At 66.8% G+C, this 10,157-nt stretch carries 12 protein-coding genes; 3 read left to right on the plus strand and 9 right to left on the minus strand.

All coding sequences use genetic code 11. The features are described 5' to 3' along the window. Window positions 1–27: 27 nt before the first annotated feature. Complete coding sequence (locus AB0J08_RS35780; RefSeq protein ID WP_360642441.1) at window positions 28–1,299, minus strand: J domain-containing protein; 1,272 nt, start codon at window positions 1,297–1,299, stop codon at window positions 28–30. A gap of 480 nt (window positions 1,300–1,779) precedes the next feature. On the opposite strand from AB0J08_RS35780, the gene AB0J08_RS35785 reads away from it, so the two are divergent. The 3 genes from AB0J08_RS35785 to AB0J08_RS35795 are packed head-to-tail and all read left to right on the plus strand — an operon-like array spanning window position 1,780 to window position 2,534. Then, window positions 1,780–2,004, plus strand: a complete 225-nt coding sequence (locus AB0J08_RS35785; RefSeq protein WP_360642443.1) for a hypothetical protein — start codon at window positions 1,780–1,782, stop codon at window positions 2,002–2,004. A gap of 39 nt (window positions 2,005–2,043) precedes the next feature. Further along, entirely contained in the window at window positions 2,044–2,346 is a 303-nt protein-coding gene (locus AB0J08_RS35790; RefSeq protein ID WP_360642445.1) for a hypothetical protein, read from the plus strand. Beyond that, window positions 2,343–2,534: a hypothetical protein gene (locus AB0J08_RS35795; RefSeq protein WP_360642447.1), complete on the plus strand. Its 192-nt coding sequence runs from the start codon at window positions 2,343–2,345 to the stop codon at window positions 2,532–2,534. Before AB0J08_RS35790 ends, AB0J08_RS35795 begins: the two co-directional genes overlap by 4 nt. Window positions 2,535–2,619: 85 nt before the next feature. Here AB0J08_RS35795 and AB0J08_RS35800 read toward each other — a convergent pair whose 3' ends face one another. From AB0J08_RS35800 to AB0J08_RS35835, 8 genes are all read right to left on the minus strand, one after another. After that, complete coding sequence (locus AB0J08_RS35800) at window positions 2,620–3,405, minus strand: replication-relaxation family protein (RefSeq protein WP_360642449.1); 786 nt, start codon at window positions 3,403–3,405, stop codon at window positions 2,620–2,622. Further along, the gene (locus AB0J08_RS35805; protein ID WP_360642451.1) at window positions 3,402–5,570 is read right to left on the minus strand and encodes a hypothetical protein; all 2,169 of its coding nucleotides are present in this window, start codon (window positions 5,568–5,570) and stop codon (window positions 3,402–3,404) included. The genes AB0J08_RS35800 and AB0J08_RS35805 overlap by 4 nt, the downstream gene beginning before the upstream one ends. Window positions 5,571–5,645: 75 nt before the next feature. Further along, window positions 5,646–5,825 (minus strand): hypothetical protein, encoded by a 180-nt coding sequence (locus AB0J08_RS35810; RefSeq protein ID WP_360642453.1) that lies wholly within the window; start codon window positions 5,823–5,825, stop codon window positions 5,646–5,648. Then, complete coding sequence (locus tag AB0J08_RS35815; protein WP_360642455.1) at window positions 5,812–6,351, minus strand: hypothetical protein; 540 nt, start codon at window positions 6,349–6,351, stop codon at window positions 5,812–5,814. Before AB0J08_RS35815 ends, AB0J08_RS35810 begins: the two co-directional genes overlap by 14 nt. Beyond that, window positions 6,348–7,304 (minus strand): hypothetical protein, encoded by a 957-nt coding sequence (locus tag AB0J08_RS35820; RefSeq protein ID WP_360642457.1) that lies wholly within the window; start codon window positions 7,302–7,304, stop codon window positions 6,348–6,350. Before AB0J08_RS35820 ends, AB0J08_RS35815 begins: the two co-directional genes overlap by 4 nt. A 204-nt stretch (window positions 7,305–7,508) precedes the next feature. Next, window positions 7,509–7,949 carry a hypothetical protein gene (locus AB0J08_RS35825; protein WP_360642459.1) on the minus strand — a complete coding sequence of 147 codons (441 nt, stop codon included), beginning with the start codon at window positions 7,947–7,949 and terminating at the stop codon, window positions 7,509–7,511. Between the two features lie 121 nt (window positions 7,950–8,070). Next, window positions 8,071–9,108, minus strand: a complete 1,038-nt coding sequence (locus AB0J08_RS35830; RefSeq protein WP_360642461.1) for a hypothetical protein — start codon at window positions 9,106–9,108, stop codon at window positions 8,071–8,073. A gap of 395 nt (window positions 9,109–9,503) precedes the next feature. Further along, a partial coding sequence (locus tag AB0J08_RS35835; RefSeq protein WP_360642463.1) for an ATP-binding protein occupies window positions 9,504–10,157 on the minus strand: 654 nt, incomplete at its 5' end.

The raw sequence follows: 10,157 nt of genomic DNA on the forward strand, positions 1-10,157 counted from the left end.
CACGGGACCTACGCCTCAAAGATCGTCCTACTCGCACCTCGGCACCCCGAGTTCTCGGCTCCACTCCTGGATGAACTGCGCCCGAGCGGCGGCCTCGGCCCCGGCGTCCAGGCCGGGGTACTTCTGCAGAAGCTCCGGCGACAACCGCTCCCAGGGCTCCTCCAAGATGACGTGCAGCTCGACGTACGTCCCTGCCCGGTAGAGCTGGCCGCCCTGACTGAAGCCGTCCCGCTTGTTGATCCGCTCCCAGAACGGGAAGGCCGCCGACTTCCACGTCCAGTACGGGTCGTTCGACGGCGGGGCCATCGTCCAGACCGGCTGGTCGCTGGTCGGTGTCGTGGTGCCCGGCACGGTCGCGTAGTACGCCGTGCTGCCATCCATCACCGACGTCACTTGGCAGTACGGTGCCCCCGCTGCCGTGGTGTTCGGCGTTGCCGTGGCAGTTCCGGATGCCTGAGTCGGCGCGGCGGCCGTGGGCCGGGGCGCTGGCTCGGCTGGCGTCGTGCCCCCGCCCAGATGAACCCCGCTCACTCCCAGGATCACTGCCAAGAAGACGGCCATCATCGCCACGACGGTCACCCACCTGGTCCGGGCGGAGTAGGTCCAGCCCGTTCGAGCGAAGGCACCGGCCGGCTCGGCTGCCGGCTGCGGTTCAGCCGGTCGGGGCGGTGGCGCCGCCGCCACGGTGATCGTCAGCTCGACCCGGACCCGTTCGCCCTCGACCTCGATCTGCACCCAGTCGATGTGCTGGCCCGGCTCCAGGTTGGCCGTGATCTGTCGGCCCCGGAAGCAGGCGACGAACTCGGTGACATCGCGCCCGTCCTCGTACTGGTCGTTGGTCCAGAACCGCCCCCAGTGGCTGAGCACCGCCACCTGGCTCAGGGCGGAGCCGTTGTTCGTGCGCACCGTGACCCGCCGGTCCGGCGCCCGCTGGCCGACGACCACCGCGCCGAAGTCCACCACCAGCGGCTCCACCACGATGCGCCGCAGGGGCGGCGGTGGCGGTGGCGAGGGTGGTGGTTCCCGCCGGGGCGGCGAGGTGCTGCGGGTGCCAGCGGCTCGCTGCCGCGCCCGCCGGTCCAAGTCGTAGTCGGCCCGGCGGAGCGTGTCCGTCAGGATGTCGCGGGCCTGGTTGAGCTTGACGGCCTGCTCGTGGGCCTGGGCCTGTTGGTGCTCGGGCTGGCTATCTGGGTGGAGCTGGCGGATCTTGGCCTTCCAGGCGCGCTGGATCGTCGCCGCGTCGGCGTCGGTCGGCACGCCGAGCAGCGCGTACAGATCATGGGTTGGAAGTCGCGCCACGTCACACCTCACCGTGCCGCCCGGCCGGATCGTGGCCGGGGAGATTTTCACGGTAGGAGGCGGCGACACCCGGGAACCGCGACTCGTAACGAGTTGGGTGGCGAGTTAGGTGACTCGGGTCTTCAGGGCCGGCAGTCCGAGGTAGGCGGCCGACATCAGCCGGGCGCTGGAGCTGGCGCCGCGCTCGCTGCGCCCGTTCGGCGGCAGCTCCAGCCACGCGGCGAGCCCCCGGTGACCTACGGGTCGGCCTACGCATCAGGCTACGGCGGCCAGCCCGCCGCAAACGCCCTGACCTGCGCAAAGAACTCGGTTTCGCCCCGGACACCTCCTGCTACCTCCGCGGTGATCGTCAGCCAGTCGTCGCCTAGTGCCGTCAAGGTCGTTCGTCCTCCCTCGCTGCTCTCGGTGTGGGCGCTCCACCCTGACGGCGGCTCCTCCTGGCTCGTATCACCTGCGTACGTAGCAGGAGGCAACCCGATCATGAGACGACTTGTAGACCCGGAGACCGGCGAGGTGTTCGACGTGGCGGTGCTGCGCACGAAGCTGGGGAAGTACTCCGCCGGGCGGCCGAGGCGCTCCGGGCATGAGTGCTACTGGCATCCAGCACGACGACGGCCCAGCCAGTACCAGAAGCTGGTCGCCCACCTCGGCCCGATGATGCTGCTCGGACTGCTGGCCATGGTCATCCTCACGATGGCGCGCTGATAGCTACCGCACACCACTAACTAAACGAGGAGGTTCGAAGTGAACAAGATCAACAACAGGCCGGAGTGGAACGACTGTATCCACCCCAATGTGGGGGCCGGCGCAGGCCGCAGGCCGGTATGTCCTGACTGCCAGAGGGCCTACCAGTGCAGCGTGAGCGACGCTCTGGCCTACATCGACGCCACGGTGCAAACGTACGAAGATGGCAAGCCCGACTTGAGCGAGCTGACACCTGGGTCCTGCGTTCCTGTAACTGGTTACTGCTGCGTGTCATGCGAGGAGGAATTTCCGTCGCGCTGGGAGCAGGTGCTTGACCACATCCGACAGGGGACGGTCCAGTGAGGCCGCCTCGACGAACTCAAGCCGAGCGGGTCAACGAGCGCCAGCTCCAGCTTCACATCGAGCTCGATGACATCGCGAACGTGACCATCGCCCGGCGGCGGCGGGTCAACATCGAGCTGCACCGGCTGGCCACTGAAGCACGTCGGCTCCTGGCTGAGGCAGCGCAGCGCGGTGACGGCGACGTGTGAGGCCCAGGGCATCAAGGACGGCCGGGCCGCGGACCGGTACGGCCGCCTCGTGGCGCAGCCTGACCCGTAGACCCCGGCGGGCAGGTCAGGTGCCGAGCAGGGCGCTGACGACGTCGTCCAGCAGCCCAACGCTGAACCGCTGCCCGGCGTCCGGCTGGCTGGCCACCAAGCGGTTCAGATAGTCCACCCGGCCAGCATCGGGCGCCAGGAACACCACGCGGCGCGGTAGGCCCGTGGCGCCGGCCAGGCGCTCGTGCTGGTAGTACTCCAGGTAGCGCGGGAGCTTGCCCGCGATCTTCGCACCGTACTGGTTGGCCCGGTCGACCTCGATGAAGAAGCCGCCCTTGACCCGCCGGCCGTCGGGGCGCACCAGGCCGATTTCGGCGAAGGCGTCGGGCTTCAGCGTGCGCTGCGCAAACGTCCGCCAGCAGTTCGGCTCGGCCTGGAAGTCGAGCAGGGTGAGCTGACCCATGCGGCTGGCCTCGACCAGGAGCACGTAGACCTCGGCGGTGGCCAGGAAGTGGTTCACCGTGGGCTCGTACCAGGAGTAGGACCGGCGGGGCCGGGCGCCCGCTGAACCGGCCAGGTGGTGGCCGGCGATGTCGAGCGTGTAGACGAACGAAGCCGAGCCGTGCGCCCACCCGCCGACCCGCCGCTGGCCGACACGGGTCAGGACCTGGAAGTCGGTCAGGCGCCTGAGCACCGCCTGCCGATTCCGCGCCCGGCTGATGTCGGAGCAGTGGGCGAAGAACAAGCGTTCCAGCTGGCTGCCGGTCATGAGCTTGAAGCGCCCGACCTGCCGGATGATCTCTAGATCGCGGTCGGACAGCTGGGGCCGGAGCTGGTTCAGGTAGCCCGCCGTGACGTTCACTGCCACTCCTCCCAGTCGGCCCAGTCTGCGGGGTCACCGGCGGCGTCCACCGGCCCGGCGGTCGGGGTGGGGCCGGCCCTGCGGCCGGACAAGACGTCGAGGCGGCGGCGAATGTCAGCTTCAACTTCGGCCCCCGGCCGGCCGTACCGCGTGCGGGAGGCGGCTCGGGCGGCCTGACCCAGTCCGAGAGGCGTCGGCGGTGGCGGGGTGACGCCGGAAACCGGTGGAGTCGTCGCGCCGCCGACGTTGATGCGGGCGATGAACTCGTGCGGTCCGAGGTTGGCAAGGTCGGCGTCAGTGGCCCACTCGCCCAGCTCCGCCCGCAAGTACTTCAGGTCCGACGCGGCCGGCTGCAGCAGCACCTTAGTCCTTGTGTTGTTCATGACATCCCGGCGCATGCCCTCGCTCAGGCGGCTGACGTCCTGGGTGCCCAAGGTGATCGGCAAGCGGGAGCCGCGGGCCTTGGCCAGCACGTCGCCGAACGGCACGGCCAAGTTCACGAGGTCCTTGAACTCGTCCACGTAGAGGCCGAAGTTCTCAGCGTGGGGGGTCGTCTGGGCGGCGGTCCACAGCTCGTTGAGGAAGAGCGTGCCGACTAGATTGGCCTCCTCGTGCAGCTGGGCGCTGCTCAAAGGCACCAGGATGATCTTGCGCTGGGCAATGGCCGCCGGGAGGTCGAGTCCGGAGCCGACCTGCCCGAAGGTCAGGCGCAACTCGGGGTAGAGCACCAGCGGCCGCAGCCGTCGGGTGATGGGCGCCCCAACTTCCGCCTGGTCGCGGGCGGACAGGCCGCCGAACCAGGCCCAGAAGTCGCGCAGCTCGGGGTTGTCCAACTGCGACAGCAGCTGGTCCCGGACAGCGTCGCCCCGGGGGCCGGGCAGCAGGGCCAGCGGCACCTCGATGATGGTGTGACCGCACGTCGCCAGACTCATGAGCGTGTTGCGCAGCACGTCATACGCGCGCGGCGTGCTGGCTGAGAAGCCAAAGAGCTGGTCGAACACGAGCATGAGCTGGCCGGCCGTTCGGTCCGGCCGGGAGCCAGCCAGGGCATTAAACCCGGTGGGCCGCTCCAAGTCAGTGACGTCGAACAGCATGACGTCGTCCAGCCGCTTGGGTGGCACGAGGTCGAGTACCCGCCCGATCGAGTCGCCCTTGGGGTCGACGTAGGCGAGGCCTGCCCCCGCGGCGAGGTCTGACGCGATCATGTTCTCGATGAGTGTGGTTTTGCCAGCGCCGGTCGGGCCGACAACCAGGCAGTGGGCCGCGCGGTCTCGCTCTGACACCGCCAGGGGCCGGGGGTCGCCGGGGAAGTTGGAGGAGCCGAGCAACACTCCGCCTGAGAGGGGGATGTGGTGGTGCGCGGCGAGGCGGCGCGAGAAGGCGGTCTTCAGCCCCGGCACGTGCGGGCGCCCCAGCGGCCAGGCCGCGAGCGCCACTAGCTCGCTGGCGGTGACCACCGACGGCCGCAGCACCGCGCCAGCCCGGCGGCGCAGTCGCTGTTCGGCCAGGTGCGGCAGGACCAGTCGCCGCTGCACCTGGACGCCGCCGATCACCGAGTCGTCCTCGGTCGAGAGGGTGCTGTACGCGCTCCTGAGCCGGCCGAGCAGCAGTTCGGCAGTACTGCCGGCGACGGCGATCCGGCCCACGGCCCGCCACCGGGGCTCGGCAGCCTTCCGGTTGGTGGTGGCCACGTTGACCGGGTTCGCGTCGTAGATCACCCACTGGCTCAGGAGGGCCTCGCTGGCCTGGAGCCCGCCGAAGGCGCTGAGCATCGTGGGCACGACCGTGGTCAGCCCCGCCGTGTGCAACGGCTCGGTCGGCCGGTTGAGGCCGATCTCGATGACCTTGCTCCACGACATAGTGAGTACCGGGTCGGCGGTGGGTGGCACCGGCGTCAGGACCGCACCCGGCAGGTGAGCCAGCAGTAGGCGCTGGACCTCGGCTGCGGCGACGTCAGGCACGTTGATCAGGTAGGACAGGCCGGACCGGCCGTCCGCGTACAGCTCGATGGCGACGCTGCGCGGTGGACTGACACCTCGGCGCAAGGGGCCAGCGAGCGACCGGATGAAGCCCAGGGCCAGCTTGGTGGTCAGGTCGCGCGGGAAGGCCACCTCGAACGACTGCCGAGGTTGGTCAGCGGGCGTCCACGGGGCACGGAAGCTCATAACTCCTCCTGAGGATAAGGGAATTGAAAAGCCGGGGCGGCTGCCCCGGCAGGAGTTACGTGGCGTCGGCCGGGTTCACCAGCGGGTGCTCCGGCGCAGGATCGCCCAGATGATCACGCCCAGGAGCGCCAAGAGCCCGAGGCCGGCGATGAGGAGGGGCAAGATCGGCCGGACCGCGTTTACCAGGCCCTGGAGGGCCAGCAGCAGGATGATGAGCAGGACCATCGCCAGGGCCCATCGGTTAGAGGGCTTCACGACCGTACTTCCCCTGCAGCATCAGGCTCAGCTCTTCCGTCGCCCGCAGGCTGATGGTCGCCTCGTCGGGCGGCTGGCCGGTCACCATCTCCTGCACGATGGACAGCTTGTACTCGCGCGAGTTCTCGGCCTGCCACCGGTCCAGCAGGGCGAGGGCCACCTCGGCCAGGACCTCCAGACCGAGCTCGTTGTCGAATATCACGAAGGCCCGCATCAGGCGCTCTGCCGTGTGCTCGAACTCGACCACCCTGAACTCGATGGCGACGGCGTAGTCCTCGGCCAGCTGGTTCTCCGCCTCGACCGAATCCTGACCGGGGCCGGCCGTGTACTCCTCAATGAGGGCGTCGCAGTGCGCGCTGGCCTGCAGGGCCAGTCGGGCGCAGGCCGCGAACGCCACGCCGCGGAGCGACGGCAGGTGGTGGCCGTCCACACCCTGTTCGGCTTCCTTCAGGCGCGCGAAGGCGCGGGCCGCGAGGCCGTAGCTGTTGGTGGCCCGAGCCTCGCCGGGGGTCTCGAAGGTGGTCACGCCCCCACCTCCTCGTCGCCATCGGCGGCGGCGTCCGGGTCGTCGGGCGGCTCGGCCCCGAGCGGGATCTGCTCCCAGACCTCGTCGGGGAGCGGTATCCCGTCGAAGACCAGGTCGACGACCCAGAGCTTCTGGTTCTTCGACCAGTCCGGGCACCAGGACAGGCTGGCGGCCCGCGCGATCATGCCGAGCTGCTCCAGGCCGACCTCCGTCTCCCAGGTTGCGAGGCCCAAGCAGTCATCCAGGACGAGGCCCGTGCAGTAGCTGTACTCCTCGATGATCATGCGGTACTGATCGGCCAGCTCCTGCTCATCCGCGGTCGACCCGGTGAGCGGCTCGTTGCCGTAGTTCGTGATGGCCGCTTCGAAGCCAAGCCGAGCTTCCTCAGTCAGCCGAGCGGCAGCCCGGAGGCCGAGGGCACCGAGCAGCTGGCCGAGCCTGTCGGCCATGGCCTTGAGCTTCTCGAACTCGTTGAAGATCAGCAGAGCCAGATCGAGCCCCTGCTGTGCCCGAACGTCCTCCAGGATCGACACCCTCGGGTGGAGGACGCGGGACGCGGGCGGGCTGAGCAGCTGGCGGAACGCATCGGCCGACTTGATCTTGAGCTCCTTGATGAGAGCGATGAACTCGTCGTCGCCCTGGCCGATCTCGATCCACCAGTCGAAGGCGGCCTGGAGCCGCTCAGCGACGGTCGGGGCGTCACCGTCGAACCAGGCTGCCCACCGGAAGGCGTACTGGAAGCAGGTGGTGATGTCGGGGGTCGGCTGCTCCAGCAGCGCCTTGAACGCCCACGCCACCAGTTCCTCGATCTTGTGTCGGGCCGCCTTGAAGTCGTGGTCGTGTGCGTAACGGTCCTCGCAGCGGCCCAGGGCTGCGTGGAGTTCCGCCGCGAACGTCTTGGCGCTCGCGGGAACGTCGCCGTGGTGGCCGGCGTTGAACGGGATATACTGCACTTGTCCTCCTTGAGATCCAGTCCGAGTGCGAGTGCGTGTGCCCCTGTGGCACCTCGGATCTTGAATCGTCTCGCGGAATCAAGCCCGCCCTTGGCGGGCTTTCGGCGTATTCCGGCACTTTGACAGAGGTTTGGCAGACCCCCGGGTACGAGAAAAGGCCCGCAGTGTAGCTGCGGGCCTTACGGGGGTAGGGCCGCCCAGGTCTTATGTGGACGGGTAGACGAAGCTCTCCGGGTCGGAGACCGGGAAGTAGGGCCTCAGGCCGAGGTGCTTCGCTCGTTCCTCGGTCGTTGAGGTGCGGGCGATCCCGGCGAAACAGAGTTCTCCATCATCGGAGCCGAGCTGGAGCTCACCGTAGACCCAGTCGCGCTCAGGGTAGTCGCCGACGAGCCACCCCTCGAACTCATACTGATAGTAGACGAACTCCTTGACGGCCATCATCTTGATCATGGTGGGTATAAGCTGGATGGCGATGGGGTCGGCGCCATCTATTCCGATTGCAGGAAGCCTGACGAACTCGGGTCCGACTTCAATCCTCACCGGCCTTGGATTGCAGGGGCTGGAGAGCATCGCGCTCAAGAAGTCGTTCAGTTTGAGCTCGGTGGCGTTGTAGATTGCACTGGAAGTAACAGTAGCGTCGGTCATTCCGGGGCCTCCTGGAAGAGAAGGAGCGACCCGGAAATTCCAGGCCGCAGTCCCCATCACTCAGGAAGGGCTGCGACCGAGAATTGTCAATAATAGCACATATATGCGTGTTTTGCAATAGTTATGCGGACTTTCTAGTGCGCTTACTGGATTCGCTTTGCCACTCCCAGCCCAAACCGTAAGCCAGGCCAGTCTCGCAGTCGGAGAAGTCGCAGCTGTACGTCATCCGATTGGGGCTGGCGATGGGTGGGCCGTCCGAGATCTCGTCGAGGCTGTGGGGAGCAATGCCGGCAAGCGTCCAGACGCGTAGTGGTACCCGTTTTGGCGAGAATCGGATCTCAAGCGAGGAGCGGTTGTAGCGAACATAGCGGCAGTGGTACAGATGGCGCTTGACTGGTTCTGCGCCCATGAAGACGATTCGGAAGCTGTAGCTAATCTCATCGCCTGGCCGTAGCGGGCGAAACGTCGGAACGAGCTTGAGAATCCGGCGGTTCTTTATGTCTTGCCGATATATTTCTATCAGGCCGGAAAGGGGTTCGACCTTGACGGCGGCCCATGCGGGATCGCTGGAGTAGTCGACAGGAAAGGAGCTGCGGTCGGCGCCCTCCCGTACGCAGCGCGCGGTTTCTATTACGGTGGCCTCGGTGGGAGTACCCTGATCATCCAGGGATATGATCAGTTGGACGCGCTCGTGCATGAGGCCGTCGGACTGCTGCGGCGGAGCAGTGAGCTGGCATGCCAGGCAATGCATCAGAGGTTGGCACTTTTGACGGAGGGTCCGTTGTGCCATCTGAAGGCGAAGTCGGTCGACAGCATATGCCCAACGTTTCTCGTATGCATGCTTATAGGCGCTATAAGCCTTGAGGTCGGGGTGTGAGAGCTGGAATAGGCAGCTCAACGCATCGCGAAGGGCGTCAGCTTCTACCTTGACTGGAGGGTCAAGGATCCATTGATCTCCGATTATGGCGTCAATTCGCCCGCGTAGGCGCTGTTTGATTAGCTGCTGCGCCCTTGGCGTGGGAGATCCTTCTGGTACGGCCAGTATCTGGCGAAGTTTGGGCAGTCCGTCCCTTGCCTTTGCTTCCGATACGCCTGTACCTGCAATTTTGCCGAGTTCTTCAGCTAATTCCTCAATCAGCTGAGCCTGATCGACAGCCATAGCACACCACGACCCCAGCAGCAGCGATGTAACCAGTATCGACCTAGCCGAGGTCTGGCGCACGGCTACTTCTGCTGGCCGTACACCTAGCGCTTCCACCGAATCTGGCGACCTCAAGACCGAGCCGCAAGCTGCGCGAGGTCTTTGCCCCTTGCCCGGCCACGCTTGACCGCATCTACGAGTTGCGGTCGGTGTCAACGCGCGCACCGGCATCAGGCTGCCCGGCAGTGCGGGCCATGATTGGGGCTGAGCTCGTCCGAGAGCATCCGGGTTGGCCCTGCTGTTGGAGCTACGTCGACGTGCCATCGTGGGCTAACTCCGGCACCCAGTCCTACTTGGTTGGACACTCGAGGGTCGAACCGTTGAAGGCAGGCTGATCCGGGGCGGTCGAGTAGTCACTCCTTGGGTAGCTCGCCCCGCCGCAGCAGCGCTCGGCCTGCAGCCAGGGTGGCGTGGATTGCCGGCGCAGTGATGGGGATGGAGGACTCGCCTCTGCGGCGCACGATGCTGATGAAGGCGCCCTCGACCCTCCCATCCACGACCGCACCGTGGACAAGGAAGGGCTTGAGCTCTTCTGGTTGGGGCGGGATGTGCAGGATCACCAGGCTGCCGCCGTCAGCCGGCACAACCTCGATGTCGAGAAGGTCCGGCGGCGGGTACAGCTGCTTCTCGATGGCGTCCTGGTACTGGCGCAGCGTTCGGCCGTCCACTGGCACGGGGCAGATGCCGCTGATGACCTCCCCGCCCGGAACCTTCTTGCCGCGCATGCCAACCACCACGATGCCGCCGTGTTCAGCATTGGCGAAGCGGGAAACGGCTTGGGCGATTGAGATCTTTCCGTGCTGTGACTGGAGGTTGTAGTGATCGGCCTTGACGTCAAGCCAGGGCCCTTCCTCTTGGCCGATCAAAACCTGGGCATTGCCAGAGCGGAGAAGGTCGAGGGTCGTTTCCCGGCTTAGTGGTCGACACTCGAAGTCCTTCGGGGGTTGACTGCAGAGTCGGTGTGGTGCCTGGTGTCCTGACTTGCCGGATCGCCACTGCGTTTTTCC

This window comes from Kitasatospora sp. NPDC050463 (assembly GCF_040655255.1).
In the GTDB taxonomy this organism is placed as follows: domain Bacteria; phylum Actinomycetota; class Actinomycetes; order Streptomycetales; family Streptomycetaceae; genus Kitasatospora.